Raw genomic sequence first — 25,057 nt, 5'->3', positions numbered from 1 at the left:
CGGCCGTCAGCGCAGGACCACCGTGCGCCGGCCCTGGACGAACACTCGCCCTTCGCAGTGCCATCGGACCGCTCGGGCCAGGGCCGCGGACTCCGCGTCGCGGCCGATGGCGGCCAGGTCGTCGGGAGTGTGGCTGTGGTCGACGTCGATGACCTCCTGGGCGATGATCGGGCCTTCGTCGAGGTCGGCGGTGACGTAGTGGGCGGTGGCGCCGACGAGTTTGACGCCTCGGTCGTGTGCCTGGTGGTAGGGCTTGGCGCCCTTGAAGCTCGGCAGGAACGAGTGATGGATGTTGATCGTCCGGCCGGCCAGGCGGCTGCACAGGTCGTCGGAGAGGACCTGCATGTAGCGGGCCAGCACGACCAGGTCGACGTCGAACGAGTCGATGATCTCCAGGAGTCGGGCCTCGGCCGCGGGCTTGGTCGCGCCGGTGACCGGCACGTGGAAGAACGGGATGCCGTGCCAGGCGACGAGTGCCTCGTGGTCGCGGTGGTTGGAGACCACTGCGACCACGTCGATGGGCAGGTCGCCGCTGCGGGTGCGGAAGAGCAGGTCGTTGAGGCAGTGGCCGTAGCGGGACACCATGATCAGCACACGGCGCCGGGCGCTGACGGGTTCGAGGTGCCACCGCATGGCGAAGGGGGCGGCCACGGGGGCGAAATCCCGGCGCAGGGTCTGCGTGGTGTTCTCGATGCCGGAGGCCACGAAGCGCACCCGCATGAAGAAGTGGCCGTCGCGGCGGTCGCCGAACTGCTGGTTGTCGATGATGTCGCTGCCGTGCTCGAGAAGGAACCGCGAGACGGCGTGGACGATGCCGGGGGATTCGGGGCAGTCGAGGGTGAGCACGTGCTCGACTGTCGGTGTGTCGGTGGACGCGGCGGAAGCCGGGGAATCAGTCATGGTGTCAGCATTCGATGACGTTGACGGCGAGGCCGCCGCGGGCGGTTTCCTTGTACTTGACCTTCATGTCCCGGCCGGTGTCGCGCATGGTCTTGATGGCCTTGTCCAGGGTGACCTTGTGTGTGCCGTCACCGGCCAGGGCGAGCCGGGCGGCGTTGATGGCCTTGTTGGCGGCGACGGCATTGCGCTCGATGCAGGGGATCTGCACCAGGCCGCCGACCGGATCGCAGGTGAGGCCGAGGTTGTGTTCGATGCCGACCTCGGCGGCGTTCTCGACCTGTGCCGGCGAACCGCCGAGGATCTCGCAGAGCGCCCCCGCCGCCATGGAGCAGGCGGACCCGACCTCGCCCTGACAACCGACCTCCGCGCCGGAGATGGAGGCGTTCTCCTTGAACAGGATGCCTATGGCGGCGGCGGTCAGCAGGAAGCGGACGATGCCGTCGTCGTCGGCGCCGGGTACGAACCGTGCGTAGTAGTGCAGTACGGCGGGCATGATGCCGGCCGCGCCGTTGGTCGGGGCGGTCACGATGCGGCCGCCGGAGGCGTTCTCCTCGTTGACGGCCAGGGCGAACAGGTTCACCCAGTCCAGCGTCCGCAGCGGGTCGGGGCTGTCGGCGTTCGCGTTGAGGTCCTGGAACAGCGCCGGTGCGCGGCGCGGCACCCGCAGGCCGCCCGGAAGTATCCCCTCGCGGTGGCATCCGCGTTCCAGGCACGCCTGCATGACCGCCCACAGGTGCAGCAGTCCCGCGCGTACCTCGGCCTCGGGCCGCCATGCCTGCTCGTTGGCGAGCATGATGTCGCTGATGGCGAGGTCTTCCCGCGCGCAGTGCGCGAGCAGTTCGGCCGCCGAGCCGAAGGGGAAGCGCACCCGTGTGGTGTCCTGGACGACGCGGTCGGCGCCGGTGGCCTCCTCGTCGACGACGAAGCCGCCCCCCACGGAGGAGAAGGTCCGCCTGCGCAGTACCCGGCCGTCGTCGGCGAAGGCATGGAACACCATGCCGTTGGGGTGCGCGGGCAGCGACTTGCGCCGGTGCAGTACCAGGTCGGCAGCGCTGTCGAAGCCGATCCGGTGCTTGCCGGCCAGGAGCAGGCTGTTGCTGTCGCGCACCTGCGCCACCCGGCCGTCGGCGCGGTCGGTGTCGACGGTGGCGGGGTCCTCGTCCTCCAGGCCGAGTACGACCGCCTTGTCAGAGCCGTGGCCGTGGCCGGTCGCGCCCAGTGACCCGAACAGTTCGGCCCGCACCCGGCCGACGGAGGCCAGCAGCCCTTCGTCGTCCAGCAGCCTGACGAAGCGCCGGGCCGCCCGCATCGGCCCCACCGTGTGGGAGGAGGAGGGGCCGATGCCGACCGAGTACAGGTCGAACGCGCTGAGCGCCATCAGGGGATCTCCGGGCCGTCGTACTCGCTCATCGCGTCGATGAGCCAGCGCGCCAGGTAGTCGGCGAACGAGGAGCGGGGGAGGAGGCGGTACGTCGGTGCGTCGTCGACCTGCCAGAGCAGCACCGCGATGGGTCCCACCGTGGTCGACACCGCCCGGCCGGGGCCGAAGGCACGGGGGTGCAGGTCCAGCGGGCAGCCCTTCTCCAGCACCTGCCGGGCGGCCGGGCCGGTCAGCTCCAGCGTGGTGCGGTTGGCCGAGACGTCCACGACCGAGCCCGGGGCGTCGGCGAGTGCCTCCCTCAACTCGGCGGCGACAGCGGTCACTTCGGCCTGGGACAGCACGAGCCACTCGTCGGGTCCGAGCCAGATGACCGTGTGGGGGCCGGATGTGGTGGTGTGGCCGCACTGTCGCGGGAGCGACGCCCCCAGGGCCTTCTCGATGCGCTCGGCCGCCTCCGAAGCGGGATCGACGCGCAGGTTCAGCATGGTGATGTACGGCCACTCGGTCAGCGTGACGCCGCGGGCGCCGGTGACGGTGGCGGCCCGCATCCGCTCCTCCAGATGCGTCACGGGGCTGGTACGCGGTGCGGCGATCGGCTCAGCCATCTCGCTTGGTCCCTTCGGGGTCGTAGAGGACGAAGTCGGCCACCTCGACGGGCACCAGGTCCTCGCCCACCGGGGCGAGCAGGGTCTCGCCGATCCTTGCCCGCCCGTTCGCGACGAGGGCGAGGGCGAAGGGGCGGCCGAGGGCCGGGCTGTGGTAGCTGGAGGTGACGTGGCCGAGCATCGGCACCGGCACCGTCTCCAAGGAGACGTCCGGCGCGACGAGTTGGGTGCCTTCCGGCAGCCGGGTCGTGCGGTCGGCCGGCAGCAGGCCGACGAGCTGCTTGCGGTCGGTGCGGGAGGTGTCGGCGCGGGCGTAGGACCGCTTTCCGACGAAGTCCTTCTGCTTCGAGACCACCCAGGACATGCCCGCGTCCTGCGGGGTGACGGTGCCGTCGGTGTCCTGGCCGACGATGATGTAGCCCTTCTCGGCGCGCAGGACGTGCATGGTCTCGGTGCCGTACGGGGTGATGCCGTACGGCTGCCCGGCCTCGTACACCTGCTCCCAGACGGCCAGGCCGTACCACGCGGAGACGTTGATCTCGTAGGCGAGTTCACCGGAGAAGGAGATCCGGCAGATGCGGGCCGGAATGCCGGAGGCCAGCGTCGTCTCGCGGAAGGCCATGAAGGGGAACGCCTCGGCGGACAGGTCGACGTCGGGCGCGAGTTGGGCCACGACCTCGCGCGACCGAGGCCCGACGACGGCGATCGTCGACCACTGCTCGGTCACCGAGGTGCAGTGGACGTCGAGTTCGGGCCACTCGGTCTGCAGCCACTCCTCCAGCCAGTCCAGGACGCCCGCGGCACCACCGGTCGTGGTGGTCATGAAGTAGCGGTTGTCGTCGAGGCGGAGCGTCACACCGTCGTCGAAGATCATGCCGTCGGGCTTGCACATGACGCCGTAGCGGGCCATGCCGGGCTTGAGCTTCTTGAAGGCGTTGGTGTAGACGCGGTTGAGGAACTCGCCGGCGTCCGCGCCCCAGATCTCGATCTTGCCGAGGGTGGAGGCGTCCATGAACGCCACCCCCTCACGGGCCGCGCGGCACTCGCGGGCCACGGCCGTGTCCATGTCCTCACCGGGCTGCGGGTAGTACCAGGGGCGCTTCCACTGCCCGACGTCCTCGAACTCCGCGCCGTGGGCCACGTGCCAGGGGTGGATCGCGGTCGTGCGCTCCGGGTCGAACAGCTCGCCGCGCTCACGTCCCGCCAGAGCGGCGAACGCCACCGGCGCGTACGGCGCCCGGTAGGCGGTGGTGCCGATCTCTCCCAGCGAACCGCCGAGGGCCTCGGCGATCACACCGATCGCGTTCACGCCGGACGTCTTGCCCTGGTCGTTCGCCGTGCCGAGCGAGGTGTAGCGCTTGACGTGCTCGACGCTGCGCATGCCGGCACCGGTGGAGCGCCAGACGTCGGCGACGGTGACGTCGCGCTGCAGGTCGACGAAGTGGGTGTCCCAGCCGCCGGGTTCGCCGTCGGGGGCGGGCACCAGCCACAGGGCACGGACGTCAGGACGTACCTCCATGGACGAAGCCGTGGGTACCTGAACCGGGAACCCGGCGTCCGTCGCGGCCCGCGCACCGGCCCGCGCTCCCTCGGCCAGACAGCCGTCGAGGTCGTACGTCCCACGGGCCGCACCGACGACCTGCTGGTCCCGTACGGCGCCGTCGGGCACGAACGCCACGAGCCCGGAGTCCCAGCGCAGCTTGCCCTGGCGCTGGCTGTGCAGGTGCACCACCGGGCTCCAGCCGCCCGAGACGGCAAGCAGGTCGCAGTCGAACGACTGTGGTGAAGCGGCGAGTTGGCCGTTCGCGTCGAGGGCCTGGACGGTGACGCCGGTGAGCCGGCCGTCTCCCTCGGTGTCGACCACGGCGCTTCCCGCCAGCACGCGCACCCCGGTCGCCACGGCCACCTCGGCGGCGCGGTGGGACAGCTCGGGGCGCGCGTCGACGACGGCGGCGATGTCGATCCCCGCCGCGTGGAGGTCGGCGACCGTGTCGTAGGCACTGTCGTTGGTCGTGCTCACCACGGCTCGCGACCCCGGTGCCACGCCGTACCGGTTGAGATACGTCCGCACGGCCGCGGCGAGCATCACCCCGGGCCGGTCGTTCCCGGCGAAGACCAGCGGACGCTCGTGCGCGCCGGTCGCCAGGACCACCTGACGGGCCCGAATGTGCCACAGCCGCTGGCGAGAGACGCCTTCGGGGGCGTCGGCCCCGAGGTGGTCGGTGCGTCGTTGCAGAGCCAGTACGTAGTTGTCGTCGTACGACCCGAAGGCCGTTGTGCGTTGCAGGACCACGACCTCGGGGGCGGCGTCGAGCGCCGCGCGGACCTCGGCGACCCACGTGAGGCCGGCCTGCGCACCGGAGAGCAGCGAACCGCCGGGCTCGGCCTGGTCGTCGACGAGGATCACGCGGGCGCCGGAACCGGCGGCTGCTGCGGCGGCCGCCAGCCCGGCCGGCCCGGCGCCGACGACCAGGACGTCGGTGTGGACGTGCTTCTTGTCGTAGACGGCGGGGTCGGGGGTCGGGTCGAGCCGGCCCATCCCGGACAGCGTGGTGGCGGACAGGCCGTCGTACAACTCCACGGTCGTGGCCGGGAGCATGCCCTCCGAGCACGGGCCGTCCAGCTGCACCAGGGCGTTGGGCTCCTCGACACCCGCTGCGACGATGCCGCGCGGACGTCCGCCGTAGAGCGACGGAGCGACCTCGACGAGCCCGTTCGCCAGCATCGCGGAGGCGACGGTGTCGCCGGGGTGCCCGGTCAACTCCCGTCCGTCGACGGTGAACCGCAGCAGGGTGCCGCGGTCGACACGGCCACCTTGCCGGAGCCGGAAGTGCTGGTCGGTCATCGGTTCCCTCCGGCCTGGGGCAGTTCGGGGCGGGGCTCGTCGAGCCGGTAGGAGGTCAGTACCTCGTGGGTGGCGGTGTCGCGCAGGACGTTGAACCAGCGGCGGCAGCCGATGCTGTGCATCCACCGCTCGGCGAAGGGGCCCTTGGGGTTGTCGCGGTAGAAGACGTACTCGGCCCACTGCTCGTCGGTGAGGTCGGCCGGGGTCTCGGGGTAGGGGACATGGGCCTGACCCCCGTAGTGGTACTCGGTCTCGTCCCGCGGCCCGCACCAGGGGCAGCTGATCAGCAGCACGGCGTCCTTCTCTCAACAGGCTTTCAATGGGCCACGGCCGCGGCGCCGTGCTCGTCGATCAACGCGCCCGTCGTGAAGCGTTCGAGGGCGAAGGGGGCGTTCAGTGGATGGGGCTCGCCCGTGGCGATGGTGTGCGCGAAGGTCCAGCCGGCGGCGGGCGTCGCCTTGAAACCGCCCGTTCCCCAGCCGCAGTTGACGTAGAGGTTCTCCACGGGGGTGGCGCCGATGATGGGGGAGGCGTCCGGGGAGACGTCGACGATGCCGCCCCAGGTCCGCAGCACGTGGGCGCGGGCGAAGACGGGGAAGAGCTCGACGGCGGCGGCCATCTGCTGCTCGATCACATGGAAGGAGCCGCGCTGCCCGTAGCCGTTGTACGAGTCCACGCCGGCGCCCATCACCAACTCGCCCTTGTGGGCCTGGGATACGTAGACGTGCACGTGGTTCGACATGACGACGGTGGGGTGCACCGGCTCGTGCAGCTCGGATACCAGCGCCTGCAGCGGATGTGACTGCACCGGCAGCCGTACGCCCGCCCGCTCGGCCAGCACACTGCTGTGCCCGGCCGCCGCGAGGCCGACCCGGCCTGCGAGGATGCGGCCGCGGTTGGTCTCGACGCCCACGACCCGGTCGCCGTCCTTGAGGAAGCCGGTGACCTCGCAGCCCTGGATCAGGTCCACGCCCATCTCGTCGGCCCGGCGGGCCAGCGCCCAGGCGACGTGGTCGTGCTTGGCGATGCCGGCCCGCGGCTGGAAGGTGCCGCCGAGGACCGGATAACGGGTGCGGGACGAGACGTTGAGGATGGGGCAGACCTTGGCGACCTCGTCCGGTTCGAGCCACTCGGCGTCGACGCCGTTGAGGCGGTTGGCGTTGACGCGGCGCACGCCCTCGCGGACGTCCTGGAGCGTGTGCGCGAGATTGAGGACGCCGCGCTGGCTGAACAGGAAGTCGTAGTCCAGCTCCTCCGGGAGTCGCTCCCACAGCTTCAGCGCGTGCTCGTAGATCGCGGCGCTCTCGTCCAGAAGGTAGTTGGAGCGGATGATCGTGGTGTTGCGCGCCATGTTGCCGCCGGCCAGCCAGCCCTTCTCCAGGACGGCGACGTTGGTGATGCCGTGGTTCTTGGCGAGGTAGTAGGCGGTGGCCAGGCCGTGGCCGCCCGCGCCGACGATGACGACGTCGTACGAGGAGCGCGGCTCGGCGTTGCGCCAGAGGAAGTCCGGGTGTTCCGGCAGCGGCTCGGCGGTCATGCCGCGTCTCCGTTCAGTCGGGGCGGGTGGGACAGGTGGGGGTAGAGGGGGAACGCGGCGGCGAGCTTCTCGACCCGGTCACGCAGCAGGCCCGCGCGCTCGTCGCCGAGCTGCTCCTCCTTCAGGGCCTGGGCGATGACGTCGGCGACCTCGCGGAACTCCGCCTCGCCGAAGCCGCGGGTGGCCAGGGCAGGGGTGCCGATCCGCAGCCCCGAGGAGACCATCGGCGGGCGTGGGTCGAACGGCACCGCGTTGCGGTTGACGGTGATGCCGATGCGGTGCAGCCGGTCCTCGGCCTGTTGCCCGTCCAGCGCGGACTTCCGCAGGTCGACGAGGACCAGATGGACCTCGGTGCCACCGGTCAGCACGGTGATCCCGGCCTCGGCGACGTCATCCGCCAGCAGCCGTCCGGCGAGGATGCGGGCGCCGTCCAGGGTGCGCTGCTGACGCTCCCGGAACTCCGCGCCCGCCGCCACCTTGAAGGCCACCGCCTTCGCCGCGATGACATGTTCCAACGGGCCGCCCTGCTGGCCGGGGAAGACCGCTGAGTTGATCTTCTTGGCCAAGTCGGCACGGCTGAGGATCACACCGCCGCGCGGGCCGCCGAGGGTCTTGTGCGTGGTAGTCGTCACGACGTCGGCGTACGGCACCGGGTTCGGGTGCAGGCCCGCGGCCACCAGGCCGGCGAAGTGCGCCATGTCCACCATCAGATACGCGCCCACCGCGTCGGCGATCCGCCGGAACGCGGCGAAGTCCAGCTGCCGGGGGTAGGCCGACCAACCGGCGACGATCATCTTCGGCCGGTGCGCGAGGGCGAGCTGCTCGACCTCGTCCATGTCGATGCGCAGGTCGGACTCACGTACGTGATACGGCACGACGTCGTACAGCTTGCCGGAGAAGTTGATGCGCATGCCGTGGGTCAGGTGCCCGCCGTGCGCCAGGTCGAGGCCGAGGATCGTGTCGCCGGGCTTCAGCAGCGCGAACATCGCGCCCGCGTTGGCCTGGGCGCCCGAGTGCGGCTGTACGTTCGCGGCCTCGGCGCCGAACAGGTCCTTCACCCGGTCGATGGCCAACTGCTCGACGACGTCGACGTGTTCGCAGCCGCCGTAGTAGCGGCGGCCCGGGTAGCCCTCGGCGTACTTGTTGGTCAGGACCGAACCCTGGGCCTCCATGACGGCGGCCGGGGCGAAGTTCTCCGAGGCGATCATTTCCAGCGTGGACTGCTGACGGTTCAGCTCGGCGTCCACCGCGGCGGCGACCTGCGGGTCGAGCTCGCCGAGCGGGAGGGAAAGAGGGGAGACGACCGTGGTGATCGACGGGTTCGTTGCCATCTGCACACCATTCTGAGAGCCAACTAATGAACGACTGATATATCAGCCTCTGCGGTAAGGTATGTGAGCTCGTCGGACAGGTCAAGGGGGCGTTATGCAGGTGGCGACAGAGGCCGGGAGCGAGGAGCTGTCCCTCGCCGAGCGTGCCTATCGCGCCCTCCGCGACCGGCTCGTCATGCTGGAGATCCGCCCGGGCGCGCCGATCAACGAGGACCAGCTGGGGCAGTCCCTCGGCGTCGGACGGACACCGGTACGCGAGGCGCTCAAGCGGCTCCAGTACGAGCGCCTGATCACGACCTACCCCCGGCGCGGCACCTTCGCCACCGAGGTCAACATCACCGACCTGGCCCATATCTCCGAGGTGCGCCAGGAACTCGAGCCCCTGGCCGCAGCCCAGGCCGCGCGGCGCGCCACGGGCATGGACCGTACGACGCTGACGGAGCTACGGCGGCAGTTGAAGAGGGCGGATTCCGGTCGGCACGACGCCACTGAGCTCATGCACTTGGACCTTCAGGTCCACCGCGCCATCTACGCCGCCACGCACAACCCGTACCTGGAAGACACCCTCGTCCGCTACGACAACCTGGCCACCCGCATCTGGTGCCTGTTCGTCGACCGCCTCTCCGACATGGCCGGGCATGTCGAGGAGCACGGACCGTTGATCGAGGCGATCGTCGCCGGGGAACCCGACACGGCGGCCCGGCTCGCCCGCAGCCATGTCGAGGGCTTCGAACGGGCCATTCGCGACGCCATCTGAGCGCCCCCCGGTGGCTCCGTTCCGGTGCGCGGGCCGACGCGACGTCACAGGATGCTGTCGATGAAGGTACGCGTGGATTCGTGGACGGGGGTGTCGATGACCTGGGACGGCGGGCCCTCCTCGACGAGTCGGCCCTCGGACATGAAGACCACTTCGTCGGCGACGCCGCGGGCGGCCCCCGCAGGAACACCCGGTCATCGTGCAGGCCGGTGCCTCCGAGGCGGGCAAGAACCTCGCCTCCCGCATCTCCGACGTGATCTTCTCCGGCATCAGGGACCTGGGCCGGGCACAGGAGTTCTACGCGGAGATCAAGGAACGCGCCGCCGACCACGGCCGCGACCCCGACCACCTCAAGGTGCTCCCGGCGCTGTCCGTCATCACCGCCCCCACCGAGTCCGAGGCCCACGCCAAGCTGGCCCGCCTCACCGAACTCCTGCCGCCACAGGTCGCCCTGGCCGACCTGTCGTACTGGCTGGGCGGCTTCGACCTCAGTCCCTACCCGCTGGACGGCTCGCTGCCCGAGCTCCCCCTCTCCAACCAGTCGCACCCCGCCCAGCAGCAGATCTACGAGGACGCCCGCCGCGACAACCTCACCATCCGGGACCTGGTCCGGCGCGTCGCCGACGACGACCGCACCATCGCCGGCAACCCGGAGCAGATCGCCGACCACATCGAGGAGTGGTTCCACGGCCGCGCCGCCGACGGCTTCAACGTGACCTTCCCGTACCTGCCGGGAACCCTGGACGACTTCGCCGAGCTCGTGATCCCCGAGTTGCGCAGGCGCGGCCTGTTCCGCACCCACTACACGGGCACCACGCTGCGCGACCACCTGGGCATTCCGCGGCCGTCGTCCCAGCGCCGGTAATGCTTCCAACGTCCCGTCAGTAGACGGACAGCCCGTAGGTGTTCAGCGCTTCCTGGATCGGCTGGTAGTAGGTGGTGCCTCCGGTGGCGCAGTTCCCGGAGCCGCCGGAGAGGATTCCGATGACCTTGTCGCCGGCGTAGAGCGGGCCGCCGCTGTCGCCCGGCTCGGCGCAGATGTTGGTCTGGATCAGCCCGTGGACGGTGTCGCCGCTCCCGTAGTTGACGGTCGCGTTCAGCGCGGTGACCACACCGCATCGGACACCGGTGGTCGCTCCCCGACGGCAGACGCTCTGGCCGACGTAGGCGGTCGCGGTCCCGGTGACGTCGACGGTTCCGATGGCACCGGGGTGGGGTACGGCCGGGTTGGCGTACTGGACGACACCGAAGTCGTCGCCGGGGAAGCTGGTTCCGGTGGTGGGGCCGATCGGCGTGCTCATGGCGGAGCTGGTGTACCAGGTGGGCATGCTGTCGGTGCAGTGGCCGGCGGTGACGAAGTAGTACGTGGAGCCGCTCTGCACATTGACTCCGGCCGAGCAGCGCCCGCCGCCCCCGTAGATGCCGTCGCCCCCCGACAGGAGGGTGCGCAGTCGGCCGTCGAGCCGTTCGAGGGGCATGGCACCCGCAGAACTCCCGGCGGCCCGCCGGAGTCTGGCCAGGTCGGCGTCCGTGACGGTGGAGTCGGCGAGAATCCGCAGCTTCCCGGTGCGCTCGTCCACGGCCCAGGTCGTCCCGGAGATGGCCAGGGATTCGACGGCCGAGGCAACACCGGACACTGAGGCGGCGGATGGTGCGCGGTCCGCCGTAGGCGCTGCCGCCGCGCTGGTGCCGGACACCGCGAGAGCGGTCACGACGAGCAAGCTCAACACCGAGGCAATCAGCGGTGAACGTCGGACGGTCGTACGGCGTGCTCTAGTCACCCAGGTCTCCCCATGGACGGTGGGTCAGATGCGCAGCCTCAGTGTGCCGGGGCGCGCTCGCCGGGGGTAGGTGACGATCCGGACCGGCAGGTGAGGCCGAGCCCTTTCCCGGGTACGTGCTCCCGGTATGGATCTTCCAGCCGCGCGCAGAGAGCCGAGCAACGGATGAGGGTTGTCGAGTCCTTCCCGCTCGGTGCCGCGACCACGATCGCCGAACTCGCCGAGGATCCGCATCGGCGGCTAGCGCTGCTCCGTGCGCAGGAGCCCGTGTCCTGGCTGCCCGAGCTGGACGGCTGGCTGGTGACCCGGCGTGACCTCGCGATCAGTGTGATGCGGGACGCCGCGACCTTCACCGTCGACGATCCCCGGTTCTCCACCGCACAGGTCGTCGGGCCGAGCATGCTGTCCCTGGACGGCGCCGAGCACACCCGGCACCGTGAGCCCTTCGCCGCTCCATTCCGTCCTCGGGAGGTGCATGCAGGGTTCGCCCCGTTCATCGAGCGGGAGTCCGACCGCCTCATCGCCGCACTGGAACCGGCGGGCGTCGGCGAACTGCGCGGTGCGCTCGCCGCCCCGCTCGCCGTCGCCGTCGTGACCGAGGCACTCGGGCTGGTGGGCGTCCATGCGGGCACGGTGCTCGCCTGGTACGACTCCATCGTGCGATCCGTCTCGGACATCACCGCCGGCCATGCGGCGGGGCCCGCCGGTGCCGCCGCGTACGCGCAGCTACGGGCAGCTGTGGAAACCACCGTCGCCGACCGGGAAGTTCCCTCGCTCCTCGTCTCCGCCGCCGGGCAGCTGGATCTGCCCGAGGTGGCCTCCAATGCCGCGGTCCTGATGTTCGGAGGCATCGAGACCACCGAGGCGATGATCACCAACGCGCTGCTGCATCTGCTGCGACACCCCGACCAGCTCGCTCTTGTCCGGGACGACGCCACCCTGTTGGACAGCGCGATCGAGGAGTCGTTGCGTCTCGAACCGGGCGCGGCGCTCGTGGACCGCTACGCCACCCGTGACACCATCCTCGGCCCGGCCACGATCCGCCGGGGTGAAGCGGTCACGGTCTCCCTGGCGGGCGCCAACCGCGACCCGGCCGTCTTCCCCGACCCCGATCGGTTCGATGTCCGCCGCGCGAACGTGCGGCTCCAACTGGCGTTCGCCCACGGCCCGCACCACTGCATCGCCGCGCACCTCGCCCGCCTGGAGACCCGTATCGCCCTCCGGCACCTGCTCGAACGACTCCCCGCCCTGCGCCTCGACCCGGACTTCCCCACCGCTCCGTACGGCCTGGTCTTCCGCAAGCCCCCCACCCTGCATGTGCTGTGGGACAGTCCCGCCTGACCGCACATCGGTGCCAGAGGTCCGGTGCGGTCCGTGGTCTGTGGTCCGGGATCCCTCCAGGTTCGCCGCTCACCGGCCGGTCTCGTCGAGGGTTGAGTTCCTCCCGGTGAGCAGCCGCAGCGGATTGGCGATGCGGAAGGCGTACGCCGCGGCTCCGCCCAGCCCGAAGCCGGGACGGAGCGGTGGCTCCGCATAGGGCCGGTCCGAGCCCTGGACGACGGCGTCCTTACCGAGGGCGCGGACGATCGCGTCGACGGCGCGCGGACCGTACGAGGACGTCTCGACGAACACACCGGGGTCCGCTCCGACGCCGCCCCCGTCGCCCCGGGCGGCGAAGCGCTCCCCGTGCAGCGGGGCGAGCCCGGCCAGCAGGGCGAAGCACACCCGCAGTCGCGGATGGCGTGCGCGGCCGAAGGCGCGGAAGGCGAACCAGGCCGCGTGCATCTGCTGGACGTAGGGGACCATCGCGGGCCACCAACCGGGCCCCTCGGACTGGCCGGCCGCGGGCCCCGGGTGGACGAACAGCGGGAGGCCGCGCTCTTCGAGCAGGTCCAGCAGCGGTGCGCACCGCGCGTAACCGCCGGCGTCGGCCAGGGCGTTCGCCGGGAGCTGGATACCGACGAAACCCCGGTCGAGGTCCTCGGCCGCCGCCGTCGCGTCGACGTCCCGTACGCAGGCGGCGGCCCAGGCGCCGAACGGTTCGGGGAGCGCGGCCGCACCCTCGTGGTAGGCGTCGAGCAGGGGTCGTGCCTCTGCCGCGGGCAGCCACTCCACGCCGATCGGGGCGGACAGCGAGACGAGCGCCCGGCCGAGGCCGTCGGCGGCGGCGAGCTCGGCGCGCCGTGTCACGTCGTGGTCGGCGGGCGGGATCTCGTAGGGCGGCTCACCGTCCAGAAACAGGGTCCAGCCGTCCAGGAACGGCGGTTCACCGCGGGACCGCAGGGCCTCCACCAGCGAGGGGGTCCACAGATGCTGGTGCACGTCGACGTTGGTCATGAAGCTTCTCCCACCACGGTTGACGCCCCTCCCACCATGGTGCGCAGTGCGCTCCGGACGCCACTGGAACCCAGGACGTCGCGATGCACCGCCTCCACGTCCACCCCGCAGGGCCGGTCGTCGTCCAGGCGAGGCACGATCTCCCGGATCGCGCGGTGCAGCAACCGAGGTCCCCGTCCCAGGGCGGACGGTGCGGCCAGGTCCACGGCCTGGGCGGCGATCACGGCCTCCACGGCGAGCAGCTGCCGTAGCCGGCCGAGGATCGTGGCCAGCCGCCGTGACCCGAGCGCGGCATTGGTCGAGTCGTCCTCGACGGCGTCCGCGCCATGGCGGGGGTCGGTGCACACGGGCACGGACAGCATGCGGATCTCGGCGACGAGTGCCTGCGCCGTCTTGGCCAGCGGTGCGAAGCCCGAGCGCTCCGGACCGTACGGCGAGAGGTTCGCGGGAAGTCCGCTGACGGCGGGGTCGAGCAGCCGTCGCATGCGCTCGGCGGAGAGCGAGGCGGTCTGCGTCAGGGCCAGCGCGAGGGCGTCGAAGGCGAGGGCAAGGGCCGGGGTGTGGAAGTTGCCGGAGGACAGGATCTCGCCGGTGTCGGGCAGGACCACCGGATTGTCACCGCAGCCGTTGAGCTCCGGCCGGAGCGCGGCGTCGGCGAAGTCCAGCGCGGCGTGCAGCGCCCCGTGCACCTGGGCCGCGCAGCGCAGGCTGACGGGGTCCTGGACCCGGCGGGCGTGCCGGGGATCGCCCAGTTCACCGCCGTCCAGCAGGGCGAGCAGGTCGCCCGCCGCGCGGGACTGACCCGGGGCGGGGCGCAGACCCAGTACCCGGGCGTCGAGCGGGCTCGTGTTCGCCCGGAAGCCCTCGTAGGTCAGCGCCGTGACCGCCTGGGTCAGCGTGAGGAGCGTGGCCGCCTCGTGCAGGGCGAGAGCACCCTGTGCGGCCGCCAGCGGGCTCGCGCTGCACAGCACATGTCCGTCCCTCGGGCCCAGTTCGGCAGGGGTGAGACCGGCCTGCCGCAGTGCCATGCCGCCGTCGAGCACCTCACCGCCGAACTCGGCCCTGCCCTCACCGATGACGACCAGGCCGACATGGGCCATCTGGCACAGATCGGAGGCGCCGATGGACCCCACCTCGGGGATCACGGGATGCACCCGCGCATTGAGCATGGCCACGAGCAGCCGTGGGATCTCCGGTCGTACGCCGCTGCCTCCGCCCGCGATGCCGTTGACGCGGGCGAGGACGGCGGCACGCACGACGGGGACGGGCAGCGGATCGCCGACCGCGTTGGCCCGTCCTCGGACGGTACGGACGCTGAACGCATCGAGTTCGGCGCGGGGCAGTGCGTACGACGAGCGGGTGCCGAGGCCCGTCGTCAGGCCGTACGTCGGGATCTGACGGTCGACGACGTCGTCGACGACGGCCCGCTCGCGGGTGAGGCGGGGGAGCACCTCGTCCGCCAGGACGACCTCGGCTCCGTGATGGGCGACGGCGACGACATCGTCGTAGGACAGCGTCCGCCCGTCGACGACGACCCCGGTGACGATCTCCGTCATGAGAACCGCAGCTTCTGGCCGAGGCCGCGTTCTTCGGCCTTCTTCAGCATGGCCGCACCCAGCGCGATGTCGGAGAGGGAAAGCCCGCGGTGCCAGAAGAGGTTGGTCTCGTCGGCGCTCTCGCGGCCGGGCTTGCGACCGGCGACGATCTCGCCCAACTCGCCGTGCAGATTGGACTCGTTGAGTCTGCCGCTGTCGACGTGTGCGCGCAGTGCGCCGAACGGTCCGGCGTGTGCCTGGCCCCAGTCGTCGACGACGATCTTGTCCATGATGTCCGTGAGGGAGAGTTCGACGGCGCTGTTCGTTCCGTAGGGCACGACCAGGGCGCCGGGGGCGATCCACTCGGTCCTCAGCAGCGGTTCCGGGCGCTCCAGTCGGGAGGCCTCCACCACGATGTCCGCGCCCTCCACGCAGGTCTTCCAGTCCTCGGTCACGACGACGGGCTTGCCGAGCTCCCGCTCAAGTCGCTCGGCGAAGGCGTTCCGGCTCTCGGGGCGGCGCGAGTGGACGCGGATCTCGGCGAGGTCGAAGATCCGGTCGAGCAGACGGACGTTCCAGTACGACGTGGCACGGGCGCCGATGTGCCCGAGCACCTTGGCGTCCGGGCGGGCCAGATGACGCGCCCCGAGCGCGGTGAGGGCACCGGTGCGCATCTCGGTGAGGGCGGTGGCGTCGACGACGGCCACCGGCATCCCGGTGCGCGGGTCGAAGAGGTTGAGCAGCGCCATCTCGGAGGGCAGGCCCTGCCGGTAGTTGCCCACGTAGTCGCCCACGATCTTGACCCCGGCCAGCGCGAGCGGAGCGATGTAGCCGCGCAGGACGTTGAAGTGGCCGTTGAAGGCGGGGTCGGGCATGAGGTGGACGCGCGGTTCGATGACCGTTTCGCCGAGGCCCTGGGCGCGCAGCCCGTCCTCGACGGCGTCGAGTATCTCGGTGTCCGTCAGCTCGAGCTGTGCGATGTCCGAGCCGTTCAGGAAGGTGAACCAGACCGGTTCCATTGGGGGCGTCTCCCTTACGTCTGAGCTGGCCAATTGTGAGTGGCACATCAGTCGTGGAACGTGGGCAATTCGGGTGCCCCTGGCCTGATTTCGTACGAACGTAACACGGCGTTCACGGTTGGCCATTGACTGCCATTCACCCACTCGAAACTGTGCATACGCATATGCAGTCAGGTGAGGGGCAGCCTTGATCAAATTCGACGCGGTGAGCAAGAACTATCCGAACGGCACCACGGCCGTGGACGATCTCTCCCTGGAGTTGGCCGAGGGGGGCATCACGGTCCTGGTCGGTCCCTCCGGCTGCGGCAAGACCACGACCCTGCGCATGATCAACCGCATGGTGGAGCCGACGGCCGGGACGGTGAGCCTGCGCGGCCGGGACATCCGGGAGGTCAACGCCCCTGAGCTGCGCCGCGGCATCGGGTACGTGATCCAGCACGCCGGGCTGTTCCCGCACCGGACGATCCTCGACAACATCGCGACCGTGCCGCTGCTGCTCGGCTGGAGCCGCAAGAAGGCGCGGGCGCGGGCGGCGGAGCTGCTGGAACTGGTGGGCCTGCCGGCCGAGATGGCGGGGCGCTATCCGAGCCAGCTCTCCGGCGGGCAGCAGCAGCGCGTCGGGGTGGCCAGGGCGCTGGGCGCCGACCCGCCGGTGCTGCTCATGGACGAGCCGTTCAGCGCGGTCGACCCGATCGTGCGGGCGGAATTGCAGGCGGAGTTCATACGGCTGCAAAAGGAGCTGCACAAGACGATCGTGTTCGTCACCCACGACATCGACGAGGCGATCAAACTCGGCGACAACATCGCGGTGTTCCGAACCGGAGGCAAGCTCGCCCAGTTCGACACCCCCGAGCGGCTGCTCGCTTCCCCTGCCGACGACTTCGTGGCCGGCTTCGTCGGCCAGGACCGGGGCATTCGCCGGCTGTCCTTCGTCAAGGCGTCCGAAGTGCCCCTGCGCGACGGTGCGGTGCTGCCGGCGACCACTCCCGTGGCACGGGCCAGGGCGGCGGACGAGCCGTGGGTGCTCGTCGTCGACGCCGAGCGGCGACCGCTCGGCTGGGCCGCGGTCGCGGACCTGCCGGAGAGCGGCACCCTCGCGGACACGCCTCTCGCGCCGCTCGGCCACACCTTCAGCCTCGTCGGCGACTCGGCGCGGGCCGCCCTCGACTCGGCGCTCCTGTCACCGTCCCGGCTCGCGGTGGGCGTGGACGCGGACGGCGCGGTCGTCGGCGTTGCGGACGCGCACGAACTGTCCGCGGGGGTGGTCGAGGCCGAGGTGCCCAAAGTGGTGGCGGTCGCGGACGTGGCGCCCGAGGTCGCGAAGACCGGGGACGCGGCTGGTTCCGGCACCCCGGACGGTGGTGACCGATGAGCGACGGTGAACCGCTGGTCCGGTGGGACTGGATCGGCGACCACATCGGCGAGCTGGCCGACTACACCGGTGTCCACCTGCGACTCGGCCTGCTGCCGGTGCTGTTCGGCCTGGTCATCTCGGTGCCGATCGGCATTCTCTGCCACCGTTGGCGCTGGCTGTACGCACCGGTGCTGACCGTGGCCAACATCCTGTACTCGATCCCGTCCCTTGCCCTGTTCATGATCTTCATCAAGTACACCGGGCTGACGGAACGCACCGTGATGATCCCGCTGACGCTCTACACGCTGTCGGTCCTGGTGCCGAACGTCGTGGACGGGCTGGCCTCGGTCCCCGAACCGGTCCGCCAGGCGGCCACCGCGCTGGGATTCGGCCCGGTACGCCGTGTCGTCCAGGTCGAACTGCCCATCGCCGTACCCGTCGTCATCGCAGGTGTGCGCGTCGCCGCTGTCTCCTCCATCAGCCTCGTCGCCGTGGGACAGCTGATCGGGCAGGGCGGGCTCGGCTACTACATCACCCGTGGTCTCCAGCTCGACTTCCCGACCCCGATCGTCACCGCGATCGTGCTGATCATGCTGCTGGCGCTCACCACCGACGCGCTGCTCGTCCTGGCGCAGCGGCTGCTCACCCCCTGGTCCCGGAGCAAGGTGACCGCGACATGAACGATCTGCTGAACCAACTCGGGCTCGTGGGGGACTGGTTGACGTCCTCGAAGCAGTGGCACGGTGCGGAGGGAATCCCGCAGCGGCTCCTGGAGCACCTCACCTACAGCGGCCTGTCGCTGCTGTTCGCCGCCCTGATCGGACTGACGCTCGGGCTGCTCGTCGGGCACACCGGCCGGGGGGCGTTCGCCGTGGCCAGTGTCGCCAACCTCGCGCGGGCGATCCCCACCTTCGGCCTGGTGGTCCTCGTCGTCACGCTCGCCGGGCTCAGCACCACCCCGGTCCTGGTCGCCCTGGTCGCGCTCGCGATCCCGCCGATCCTCATCAACACCTTCGAGGGAGTCCGGGGCGTGGACCCCGCCACCAGGGACGCCGCACGCGGGGTCGGTATGACCGAGTGGGAGGTCCTGGTGCGGGTGGAGGTGCCGATGGCGCTGCCGCTGATCCTCCTCGGCCTCAGGGTCGCCGCGATCCAGGTCGTGGCCACCGCGACCATCGCCGCCTATCCCGGTCTCGGCGGCCTGGGCCGCTTCATCGTCGACGGGCTCTCCCGCAACGACTACGAGCTGGTCATCGGCGGCTCCACCATCGTCGTCGCCCTGGCGCTCGTCGTCCAGATCCTGTTCACCGCGCTGCGGCGCGTCATCGTCTCGCCGGGCCTGAGGGTCTCGGCGTCCAAGTCCTGAGTCTGTTCCGACGCTTGTTCCGAGCCCCCTGGCTCCGAGAAAGGAAACACCCATGAGAGGCATCCACCGCGGCGCCGCCTTCGCCCTGATCGCCGCGCTGTCGCTGACCGCCTGCGGTGGCGGGGACAGTGACGACAACCCTCTGACGGGCGGCGGCGACAGCGGCGACGGCAAGTCCATCGTCGTCGGCTCGGCGAACTTCCCCGAGAACCAGCTGCTCGCCGAGATCTACGCCGAGGCCCTGGAGGCCAAGGGCCTGAAGGTGACCCGCAAGTTCGACATCGGGGCCCGTGAGGTCTACTACGACCAGGTGGTCAAGGGCGGCATCCAGGTCTTCCCGGAGTACAACGGCGCCCTGCTGGCGACGGCGGTCGACAAGACCAGCACCGCGACCGGCACGGAGGACATCAACGCCGAACTGAAGAAGAAGCTTCCGACGTCGGTGGAGATCCTCGACTCCGCCGAGGCCCAGGACAAGGACTCGGTCACCGTCACCGCCGAGACGGCCGAGAAGTACAACCTCAAGACCCTCGCCGACCTCAAGCCGGTGGCGGGGGAGTGGACGATCGGCGCGGGCTCGGAGTTCAAGACCCGCACCCAGGGCTGGGTCGGTCTGAAGAAGATCTACGGCGTCGAGTTCGGGACGTTCCAGCCGCTCGACGCGGGTGCCCAGAGCACCCTGCTGAAGCTGCTGAAATCGGACAAGGTGCAGGCCGCGAACATCTACACCACCGATCCCGCCATCGTCGAGGACAAGCTGGTGGTGCTGGAGGACCCGAAGAATTTCTTCGCCTCGCAGAACGTCACGCCCCTGGTCTACAAGTCCGCGGTCGACGACACGGCCAAGGCGGCGCTCAACGGCGTCTCGGCCAAGCTCACCACCGAGGACCTGCTGGCCATGATGAAGAAGCTCGTCACTGACAAGGAGGACGCCGCCACCGTCGCCAAGGAGTGGCTGACGAAGGCCGGCCTCGCGACCTGACCGGTTCGGCCACGCCGACATCGTCCTCCCCGCACTCCTCGGAGGTCTCGGGGGGTGGGTCGGCCGCCCCTCGGGCGGAGGGACGGCCGACGGCGGCGCTGGGTGACGCGCTACGGATAGTTCGTCAGATTGGCCACGTTGGTCGTGGAGTTGGACGGGCCACCCGTGTTGTTGACGACGTGCCGGATGGTGCCCGTGCCGCCGAGGGAGACCGTCACCATGCTGGTGAAGCGGACGCCCGCGTTGTTCGGCGCCTCGATGGCCCGTTCGGCGGCCACACTCGGGTTGACGTTGAAGAAGCAGTAGCTGCCGAGGCCGTAGGCCTGGTGGCTGGTGACCGAGTCGGCGACCTTGTAGGCGGCGTAGCCCTGCGTCGAGCCGTTCATCCAGGACGCCTGGTTCGGTGGGTCGTACGGCATCTCGTTCTGGTAGAAGTACGTCCGCCCGCCGTTGCCGTTCCAGATGGTCTGATACTTCTGGTAGTGCTCGACGAACAGGCCGTACGCGGTGACGTTGTCACCGTTGACGATCAGGCCGGTGTCTCCGGTGTTGCTGGTCCAGCCGACGCCGCTGCCGTGGTCGGCGCGCCAGATCCAGGTGTGGTCGGCGATGACGTCGTCGCTGTTGATCACCAGGCTGGTGGTCGCCTTGCCGACGGCGGCGCCGCCGACGCGGAAGTACACGTCGTGCAGGGACGTCGGGTTGGCGGCGTGCGAGGCGGAGGAGTTGCCGGGGCCGATTTCCACGAGGGTGCTGGAGTTGGTCGTGCCGGCGTCGAAGAGCACACCGGCGATCTTGACGCCGTCGACGTCGGCCACCCGCATGGCGGTGACGCCGTTGTCCGGGATGAAGGTCGCGAGGCCCAGACCGAGGACGACGGTGTCGGCGCGGTTGACCTGAAGGGTCTGGTCGAGGTGGTGGACACCGGGGGTGACCAGCAGATTCAGGCCCGAGGCCAGCGCGGAGTTGATCTGCGCGGCGGTGGTGCCCGGCCGCACGACGAAGAACCGGCTCAGCGGGAGCGAGCTGCCCGAGGCACCGTTCGCCCAGCTGATGCCGGTGGAGTTGGCCCGCGTCTCCGGCACGAACACCTGGTAGGCGCCGTTCTCGTCGACGTACAGGAACGGCTTCTCGCGGCTGACCGGGGTCTGCGCGACCGCGGTGTACGGCGGGCTGGGGAAGCTCGTGGCCGGGACGCCCTGGCTGCCGACGAAGACCATGTTCCAGTTGGCGCCGGTCCAGCCGCCGAGCTGGGAGTTACGGGTCAGCCACTGCTGTTGGGTGCCGGAGTTGACCTGACCGTCGACCTTGGTGTCGGCGAAGAGGCCACCGCTGGACCAGCCGTTGTCGTCCAGGGCGAGGTTGCCGCGCAGATGCATCCGACGGTACGACGCCGCCTGCGAGACCGCCCAACGGTCGCTGCCGTTAGTCGGGTTGACCGACAGGTTCTCGGCGCCGCGCCAGAAGTTGTGCGTCGCGTTGCCCTGGAACCAGTCGGCCTCGGCGTGCACCGCGCCGTTGATCGTGACCGCGTCCGGGGTCAGGCCGAGACCGGCCACCTGGGTGTAGAAGCCGACGTTGACGTCCGCGTTGTAGGAGCCCGGCTTGAACAGGACGGCGTAGCGCTGGGAGCCGAACTGGTTCGTCTCCTGCTGCTGGAAGACGGTGTTGAGCCTGCTCTGGATCGTGGACGCCGACATGGACGGGTCGAAGACGAGCACGTTCGGGCCGAGGTCGGGATTGGTGCCCGACTGGGCCACGGGGACCACCTGGAAGCGCTGGGCGGCGCTGCCGTTGCACGTGTACTGCACGAACTGCACACTGTCGGCCGTCGAGGCGCCCGGGTCGTCCAGGCACTTGCCGCTGTTGCGGTTGACGAAGTGGTAGGCGCCGCCGCCCTCGTGGACGGGCAGCCACTGCTGGTTGGTGCCGCCGCCGTAGGCCCACAGGTGCACGGGCGCGTTGTCGGCCGTGGACACGTCGGCGACGTCCACGACCTGGCTGGTGTTGTTGCGGTTGTTGATACGGACGTAGCCGTCACTGGTGGTGGTGAAGCTCCACTGCTGGGCCGTGGAGCTGTTGCACGAGTACTGCTGCACGACAGTGCCGTTGGCGGTGGCCGCCGACCGGGCGTCCAGGCAGCGGCCGCTCGCGGCGTTCATCACGGTCGCGAAGTCGGTGGGCAGCGCGGCGGCAGTGCTCTCCGCCGCACTCGCGGGAGCCGGTGCGGGTGCGGTGGTGAGCAGGGAGGCGACGGCCGCGATGACCACCGCGGAAGCGGTGTATCTGCGACGGCGCTTGAGCGCGGAGCGCAAGGAGGTGAGCACGGGTTCTTCTTGCAGTCTGGGCATGTGCGCAGAGGCCCTTCGTGTGGGGGGTGAACAACCGAGGCAGCGTTCACCGCATGAGCGGTGAACGCGTCACACGCTGAGTTGCTGACCCGTGAACCTAAAGGTCTGGACCACTTTCGTCAATACGTGAAGTAAGTGCTGGGGCAGGTGAGTTGCCGCCTCCGGCCAGGAGGCTGAAGAAGATGCCGGGGATGCCGTGTATCGCGGTCGTATCGAAAATCGCATACGCCACCGCAACGGTCCTGCGTCTCCAATGGGGGCATGAATCACGACACATCCCTGTCGGCATCGCCCCGCCGCACGCGCGGGATCGTGCTCCTCGGCCTGGCGATCCTCGGCCTGGCGAGCGCCGCGTTCGTCGTGCGGGGGCCGCTCATGATGGCCGCTCCGAGGTGCATGGCCGGGCGTTGGCACGGCTGCTTCGACACCTTCAACGGTGTGGTGCTCATGACGCTGGTCGCGCTGCCGTTGGCCGCGCTGGTGGTGTGGGCGCTGGCACGCCGTCGACGGGCCGCCGGCGTCACGGGGGCGTGGCCGATGTCGCTGGCCGAGGTGGGCATGGTCCACGGGACGGTGCCGTTCCTCTGGCTGACCATGATGCCGGGCGCCGCGCCCGGCATCGCCCCCGCCCGGGTGAGCCTGGTACCGCTGCGGGACCTCGTCACGATGGGGCCGCTCGGGATCGTAGGCAACCTGCTGGTCTTCGCGTCACTGGGGTTCTTCGCCCCGATGCGGTTCGCGGCGCTGGCGTCCGTGCCGCGGATCCTGACGCTCGGGGCGGGCTGCTCGGTCCTGGTCGAAACCGCGCAGTACGTCCTGCGGCTCGACCGGGTGTCCTCCGTGGACGACGTACTGGTCAACACCACCGGCGCCGTGCTGGCCGCGCTGGCGTCGCGCCGATGGTGGCGCACCACGGCGGATGCGTCGCCGGACCGGGCCCGCCCCGCGCCGGCGCCGGCGGGCTGAGCCGCGTGCCGTGTGCGCACGCGTCCGGGCCCATGTCTTTCATACGTCTTTGTGCATACGTCTCTTTGGATACGTCGGCGATATGGGGCGGTGCTTAGGCTTCGGACATGCGCGTACTGATCGTGGAGGACGAGCCCGACCTGGCCGAAGCCGTCCGTGACGGTCTACGGCTGGAGGCGATCGCCGCCGACATCGCCCGCGACGGCGACACCGCCCTGGAACTGCTCAGCGTCCACTCCTACGACCTCGCGGTCCTCGACCGCGACATCCCCGGCCCCTCGGGAGACGAGGTCGCCCGGCGCATCGTCGCCTCCGGCAGCGGCATCCCGATCCTCATGCTCACCGCCGCCGACCGGATCGACGACAAGGCCTCCGGGTTCGAGCTCGGCGCCGACGACTACCTCACCAAACCGTTCGACCTGCGGGAGCTCGTCCTGCGGCTGAGGGCGCTCGACCGCAGACGCGCGTACGCCCGGCCCCCGGTCCGCGAGATCGCGGGACTGCGGCTCGACCCCTTCCGCCGGGAGGTCTTCCGCGACGGACGCTACGTCGCGCTCACCCGCAAACAGTTCGCCGTGCTGGAAGTCCTCGTCGCCGCCGAGGGCGGGGTCGTCAGCGCCGAAGAGCTGCTCGAACGGGCCTGGGACGAGAACGCCGACCCCCTCACCAACGCCGTGCGCATCACCGTCTCCGCACTGCGCAAACGGCTCGGCGAACCATGGATCGTCGCCACGGTGCCCGGCGTCGGCTACCGCATCGACACCGGTACCGCGCATGAATAGACGCCCAGGGCTCAGCGCCCGACTGAAACTCACCCTCAGCTACGCCGGATTCCTCGCCGTCGCCGGTGCTCTCCTGCTGGCTGTGGTGTGGTGGTTCCTGCTGCGCTACGTACCGGACAACTCCCAGGGCCTGCTGGGGATCTCGCCCAACCGCTACCTGCTGGTGCGCATGTTCGCCCCCGCCGCGGCCGTGGCGATGGTCCTCCTGCTCGTGTTCGGCCTCGTCGGGGGGTGGATCCTCGCGGGCCGGATGCTCGCACCGCTCACACAGATCACGGACGCGGCACGGAGGGCCGGGAACGGGTCGCTGTCCCACCGGATCCGCATGAAGGGCCGCCAGGACGAATTCCGTGAACTCTCCGACACCTTCGACTCGATGCTTCAGCAACTCGAGTCCCATGTCGCCGAGCAGCAGAGGTTCGCCGCGAACGCCTCCCACGAACTGCGCACCCCGCTGGCCATCTCGCGGACGCTCCTCGACGTCGCCCGCAAGGACCCCACGCGGGACCGGGGCGAACTCATCGAACGCCTGCAGGCCGCCAATACGCGCGCGATCGACCTCACCGAGGCCCTCCTGCTGCTCAGCCGCAGCGACCGAGGGAACGTCACCCGCGAGAGTGTCGACCTCTCCCTCGTCGCCGAAGAGGCCGCCGAAACGCTGCTCCCGCTCGCCGAACAGCGCCGGATCACGCTCGACGTCACCGGCGGGGCGGCCCGGGCCGGCGGTTCCGCGGAGCTCCTGCTGCGGATGGTGACGAACCTCGTCCAGAACGCCATCGTCCACAACCTCCCGGCCGGCGGCACCGTGACGGTGCACACCGAGGCGCACGGCGACACGAGCGTGCTGCGGGTCGAGAACACGGGCCGTCGGCTCCCACCGGAACTGCTGCCGACGCTCACCGAACCCTTCCAGCGCGGAACGGAACGCGTACGCACCGACGAGCACGCCGGCGTCGGCCTCGGCCTGGCCATCGTGCACAGCATCGTCCGCGCCCACGACGGGACCCTCGACCTCGCCCCCCGTCCCACCGGCGGCCTCCTCGTCACGGTCCGCCTCCCCGGCGCGCCGTAGGCGTCGTCAGCTCCAACCCCTGGCCCCGTCAGGAGTTCATGACTCCGTCGTCGGATGCGGCGCACGGCGCCGTGGCCGTGACTCGGTCAGTCAAGGCGGTGGTCGAGAGCAAGGTCGAGTCGCGCGATGCCGGCCACACTTTGGAGTTGCGCTTTC

Annotated in this window: 22 protein-coding genes; 10 read left to right on the top strand and 12 right to left on the bottom strand. The window is 70.4% G+C overall.

Features of this window, described 5'->3' with window-relative positions; translation table 11 throughout:
• Positions 1-6: 6 nt before the first annotated feature.
• Genes purU through glyA form a run of 7 tightly spaced genes read right to left on the bottom strand, consistent with a single transcriptional unit; the run spans position 7 to position 8,599 of the window.
• A complete protein-coding gene (purU, locus tag ACIA8X_RS30690) occupies positions 7-900 on the bottom strand; it encodes a formyltetrahydrofolate deformylase (protein ID WP_393447249.1) in 894 nt (297 codons plus the stop codon).
• A gap of 4 nt (positions 901-904) precedes the next feature.
• On the bottom strand, positions 905-2,278 hold the full coding sequence (locus ACIA8X_RS30685) for an L-serine ammonia-lyase (RefSeq protein WP_399459626.1): 1,374 nt from the start codon (positions 2,276-2,278) through the stop codon (positions 905-907).
• On the bottom strand, positions 2,278-2,886 hold the full coding sequence (locus ACIA8X_RS30680) for a sarcosine oxidase subunit gamma (RefSeq protein WP_393447245.1): 609 nt from the start codon (positions 2,884-2,886) through the stop codon (positions 2,278-2,280). The genes ACIA8X_RS30685 and ACIA8X_RS30680 overlap by 1 nt, the downstream gene beginning before the upstream one ends.
• The gene (locus ACIA8X_RS30675) at positions 2,879-5,731 is read right to left on the bottom strand and encodes a sarcosine oxidase subunit alpha family protein (protein WP_393447243.1); all 2,853 of its coding nucleotides are present in this window, start codon (positions 5,729-5,731) and stop codon (positions 2,879-2,881) included. Before ACIA8X_RS30675 ends, ACIA8X_RS30680 begins: the two co-directional genes overlap by 8 nt.
• Positions 5,728-6,024: a sarcosine oxidase subunit delta gene (locus tag ACIA8X_RS30670; RefSeq protein ID WP_393447241.1), complete on the bottom strand. Its 297-nt coding sequence runs from the start codon at positions 6,022-6,024 to the stop codon at positions 5,728-5,730. Before ACIA8X_RS30670 ends, ACIA8X_RS30675 begins: the two co-directional genes overlap by 4 nt.
• A 23-nt stretch (positions 6,025-6,047) precedes the next feature.
• Positions 6,048-7,268: a sarcosine oxidase subunit beta family protein gene (locus ACIA8X_RS30665; protein WP_393447239.1), complete on the bottom strand. Its 1,221-nt coding sequence runs from the start codon at positions 7,266-7,268 to the stop codon at positions 6,048-6,050.
• Positions 7,265-8,599, bottom strand: a complete 1,335-nt coding sequence (glyA, locus tag ACIA8X_RS30660; protein ID WP_393447237.1) for a serine hydroxymethyltransferase — start codon at positions 8,597-8,599, stop codon at positions 7,265-7,267. The genes ACIA8X_RS30665 and glyA overlap by 4 nt, the downstream gene beginning before the upstream one ends.
• A gap of 94 nt (positions 8,600-8,693) precedes the next feature.
• Here glyA and ACIA8X_RS30655 point away from each other — a divergent pair, with 94 nt between their 5' ends.
• Positions 8,694-9,356, top strand: coding sequence for a GntR family transcriptional regulator (locus ACIA8X_RS30655; protein ID WP_393447235.1), 663 nt, complete (start codon positions 8,694-8,696; stop codon positions 9,354-9,356).
• A 199-nt stretch (positions 9,357-9,555) separates the two neighbouring features.
• The gene (locus ACIA8X_RS30650) at positions 9,556-10,221 is read left to right on the top strand and encodes an LLM class flavin-dependent oxidoreductase (protein WP_393447233.1); all 666 of its coding nucleotides are present in this window, start codon (positions 9,556-9,558) and stop codon (positions 10,219-10,221) included.
• Between the two features lie 16 nt (positions 10,222-10,237).
• Here the strand turns inward: ACIA8X_RS30650 and ACIA8X_RS30645 are convergent, their stop codons facing one another.
• Complete coding sequence (locus ACIA8X_RS30645; RefSeq protein WP_393447231.1) at positions 10,238-11,077, bottom strand: S1 family peptidase; 840 nt, start codon at positions 11,075-11,077, stop codon at positions 10,238-10,240.
• A gap of 225 nt (positions 11,078-11,302) precedes the next feature.
• On the opposite strand from ACIA8X_RS30645, the gene ACIA8X_RS30640 reads away from it, so the two are divergent.
• Positions 11,303-12,478, top strand: coding sequence for a cytochrome P450 (locus ACIA8X_RS30640; RefSeq protein WP_393447229.1), 1,176 nt, complete (start codon positions 11,303-11,305; stop codon positions 12,476-12,478).
• A 69-nt stretch (positions 12,479-12,547) separates the two neighbouring features.
• Here ACIA8X_RS30640 and ACIA8X_RS30635 read toward each other — a convergent pair whose 3' ends face one another.
• The 3 genes from ACIA8X_RS30635 to ACIA8X_RS30625 are packed head-to-tail and all read right to left on the bottom strand — an operon-like array spanning position 12,548 to position 16,028.
• Positions 12,548-13,474 (bottom strand): amidohydrolase family protein, encoded by a 927-nt coding sequence (locus tag ACIA8X_RS30635; RefSeq protein ID WP_393447227.1) that lies wholly within the window; start codon positions 13,472-13,474, stop codon positions 12,548-12,550.
• Positions 13,471-15,030 carry a histidine ammonia-lyase gene (gene hutH, locus ACIA8X_RS30630; RefSeq protein ID WP_393447225.1) on the bottom strand — a complete coding sequence of 520 codons (1,560 nt, stop codon included), beginning with the start codon at positions 15,028-15,030 and terminating at the stop codon, positions 13,471-13,473. The genes ACIA8X_RS30635 and hutH overlap by 4 nt, the downstream gene beginning before the upstream one ends.
• On the bottom strand, positions 15,027-16,028 hold the full coding sequence (locus tag ACIA8X_RS30625; protein WP_393447223.1) for an ornithine cyclodeaminase family protein: 1,002 nt from the start codon (positions 16,026-16,028) through the stop codon (positions 15,027-15,029). The genes hutH and ACIA8X_RS30625 overlap by 4 nt, the downstream gene beginning before the upstream one ends.
• Positions 16,029-16,215: 187 nt before the next feature.
• Here ACIA8X_RS30625 and ACIA8X_RS30620 point away from each other — a divergent pair, with 187 nt between their 5' ends.
• From ACIA8X_RS30620 to ACIA8X_RS30605, 4 genes are all read left to right on the top strand, one after another.
• On the top strand, positions 16,216-17,400 hold the full coding sequence (locus tag ACIA8X_RS30620; RefSeq protein ID WP_393447221.1) for an ATP-binding cassette domain-containing protein: 1,185 nt from the start codon (positions 16,216-16,218) through the stop codon (positions 17,398-17,400).
• Entirely contained in the window at positions 17,397-18,062 is a 666-nt protein-coding gene (locus ACIA8X_RS30615) for an ABC transporter permease (protein WP_393447219.1), read from the top strand. The genes ACIA8X_RS30620 and ACIA8X_RS30615 overlap by 4 nt, the downstream gene beginning before the upstream one ends.
• A complete protein-coding gene (locus tag ACIA8X_RS30610; protein ID WP_393447216.1) occupies positions 18,059-18,748 on the top strand; it encodes an ABC transporter permease in 690 nt (229 codons plus the stop codon). The genes ACIA8X_RS30615 and ACIA8X_RS30610 overlap by 4 nt, the downstream gene beginning before the upstream one ends.
• Before the next feature lie 61 nt (positions 18,749-18,809).
• A complete protein-coding gene (locus tag ACIA8X_RS30605; protein WP_399459641.1) occupies positions 18,810-19,730 on the top strand; it encodes an ABC transporter substrate-binding protein in 921 nt (306 codons plus the stop codon).
• Positions 19,731-19,840: 110 nt separating this feature from the next.
• Here the strand turns inward: ACIA8X_RS30605 and ACIA8X_RS30600 are convergent, their stop codons facing one another.
• The gene (locus ACIA8X_RS30600) at positions 19,841-22,081 is read right to left on the bottom strand and encodes an RICIN domain-containing protein (RefSeq protein ID WP_393447214.1); all 2,241 of its coding nucleotides are present in this window, start codon (positions 22,079-22,081) and stop codon (positions 19,841-19,843) included.
• 261 nt (positions 22,082-22,342) lie between these two features.
• Between ACIA8X_RS30600 and ACIA8X_RS30595 the strand changes: the two genes are divergently transcribed.
• From ACIA8X_RS30595 to ACIA8X_RS30585, 3 genes are all read left to right on the top strand, one after another.
• On the top strand, positions 22,343-23,047 hold the full coding sequence (locus ACIA8X_RS30595; protein ID WP_393447212.1) for a VanZ family protein: 705 nt from the start codon (positions 22,343-22,345) through the stop codon (positions 23,045-23,047).
• A gap of 107 nt (positions 23,048-23,154) precedes the next feature.
• The gene (locus ACIA8X_RS30590) at positions 23,155-23,829 is read left to right on the top strand and encodes a response regulator transcription factor (RefSeq protein WP_393447210.1); all 675 of its coding nucleotides are present in this window, start codon (positions 23,155-23,157) and stop codon (positions 23,827-23,829) included.
• Positions 23,822-24,901 (top strand): sensor histidine kinase, encoded by a 1,080-nt coding sequence (locus ACIA8X_RS30585; protein WP_393447208.1) that lies wholly within the window; start codon positions 23,822-23,824, stop codon positions 24,899-24,901. Before ACIA8X_RS30590 ends, ACIA8X_RS30585 begins: the two co-directional genes overlap by 8 nt.
• Positions 24,902-25,057: the final 156 nt, after the last annotated feature.

The organism is Streptomyces sp. NPDC051738 (assembly GCF_044453205.1).
Taxonomy (GTDB): domain Bacteria; phylum Actinomycetota; class Actinomycetes; order Streptomycetales; family Streptomycetaceae; genus Streptomyces.
This window is presented reverse-complemented; position numbering and strand designations above follow the sequence as displayed.

Bases quoted from the DNA above. Each gene is read 5' to 3' on its own strand.
- purU (WP_393447249.1), bottom strand. From the start codon at position 900: ATGACTGATTCCCCGGCTTCCGCCGCGTCCACCGACACACCGACAGTC.
- ACIA8X_RS30685 (WP_399459626.1), bottom strand. From the start codon at position 2,278: ATGGCGCTCAGCGCGTTCGACCTGTACTCGGTCGGCATCGGCCCCTCC.
- ACIA8X_RS30680 (WP_393447245.1), bottom strand. From the start codon at position 2,886: ATGGCTGAGCCGATCGCCGCACCGCGTACCAGCCCCGTGACGCATCTG.
- ACIA8X_RS30675 (WP_393447243.1), bottom strand. From the start codon at position 5,731: ATGACCGACCAGCACTTCCGGCTCCGGCAAGGTGGCCGTGTCGACCGC.
- ACIA8X_RS30665 (WP_393447239.1), bottom strand. From the start codon at position 7,268: ATGACCGCCGAGCCGCTGCCGGAACACCCGGACTTCCTCTGGCGCAAC.
- glyA (WP_393447237.1), bottom strand. From the start codon at position 8,599: ATGGCAACGAACCCGTCGATCACCACGGTCGTCTCCCCTCTTTCCCTC.
- ACIA8X_RS30655 (WP_393447235.1), top strand. From the start codon at position 8,694: ATGCAGGTGGCGACAGAGGCCGGGAGCGAGGAGCTGTCCCTCGCCGAG.
- ACIA8X_RS30640 (WP_393447229.1), top strand. From the start codon at position 11,303: ATGAGGGTTGTCGAGTCCTTCCCGCTCGGTGCCGCGACCACGATCGCC.
- ACIA8X_RS30635 (WP_393447227.1), bottom strand. From the start codon at position 13,474: ATGACCAACGTCGACGTGCACCAGCATCTGTGGACCCCCTCGCTGGTG.
- hutH (WP_393447225.1), bottom strand. From the start codon at position 15,030: ATGACGGAGATCGTCACCGGGGTCGTCGTCGACGGGCGGACGCTGTCC.
- ACIA8X_RS30625 (WP_393447223.1), bottom strand. From the start codon at position 16,028: ATGGAACCGGTCTGGTTCACCTTCCTGAACGGCTCGGACATCGCACAG.
- ACIA8X_RS30615 (WP_393447219.1), top strand. From the start codon at position 17,397: ATGAGCGACGGTGAACCGCTGGTCCGGTGGGACTGGATCGGCGACCAC.
- ACIA8X_RS30610 (WP_393447216.1), top strand. From the start codon at position 18,059: ATGAACGATCTGCTGAACCAACTCGGGCTCGTGGGGGACTGGTTGACG.
- ACIA8X_RS30600 (WP_393447214.1), bottom strand. From the start codon at position 22,081: ATGCCCAGACTGCAAGAAGAACCCGTGCTCACCTCCTTGCGCTCCGCG.
- ACIA8X_RS30595 (WP_393447212.1), top strand. From the start codon at position 22,343: ATGAATCACGACACATCCCTGTCGGCATCGCCCCGCCGCACGCGCGGG.
- ACIA8X_RS30590 (WP_393447210.1), top strand. From the start codon at position 23,155: ATGCGCGTACTGATCGTGGAGGACGAGCCCGACCTGGCCGAAGCCGTC.
- ACIA8X_RS30585 (WP_393447208.1), top strand. From the start codon at position 23,822: ATGAATAGACGCCCAGGGCTCAGCGCCCGACTGAAACTCACCCTCAGC.